Source organism: Falsihalocynthiibacter sp. S25ZX9, assembly GCF_041205405.1.
Taxonomy (GTDB): Bacteria; Pseudomonadota; Alphaproteobacteria; order Rhodobacterales; family Rhodobacteraceae; genus Falsihalocynthiibacter; species Falsihalocynthiibacter arcticus.
The window spans coordinates 1-401 of the sequence record NZ_JBGFCD010000082.1; the positions used below are offsets into that span (position 1 = coordinate 1).

The following is a 401-nucleotide window of genomic DNA, read 5'->3' on the forward strand; positions in this document are numbered from 1 at the left end:
AAGCACGTGGCGTCCTCAAGAAGGAGCTGCTGGAGCATCTGCGTGCCAAGCGTACAGTTCGGCGGTCTAAGCATGCCAGCCTCAAGCGCAACGGTCTTGGTCAGATCAAGAACGCCATATCAATCTCAGAAAGACCAGCATCGGTCGAGGATCGGGCTGTTCCAGGCCACTGGGAGGGCGATCTCATCGGAGGGTCCAAAAATAGCTACATTGCAACTCTCGTCGAACGTCATTCTCGGTACGTCATGTTGGTCAAAGTCGCCAACAAGGATACCGAAAGTGTCGTCACGGGGCTGATTAAATCGGCTCATAAATTACCGCGTGAACTCTACAAATCTTTGACATGGGATCGTGGGAAAGAGCTGGCAGACCACCCGCGCTTCACGCTAGCAACCGACGTA

At 53.6% G+C, this 401-nt stretch carries 1 protein-coding gene; it reads left to right on the plus strand.

Translation table 11 applies throughout. The features are described 5' to 3' along the window. On the plus strand, positions 1 to 401 hold a 401-nt coding region (locus AB9F29_RS21370; RefSeq protein WP_369757184.1), incomplete at both ends, for an IS30 family transposase.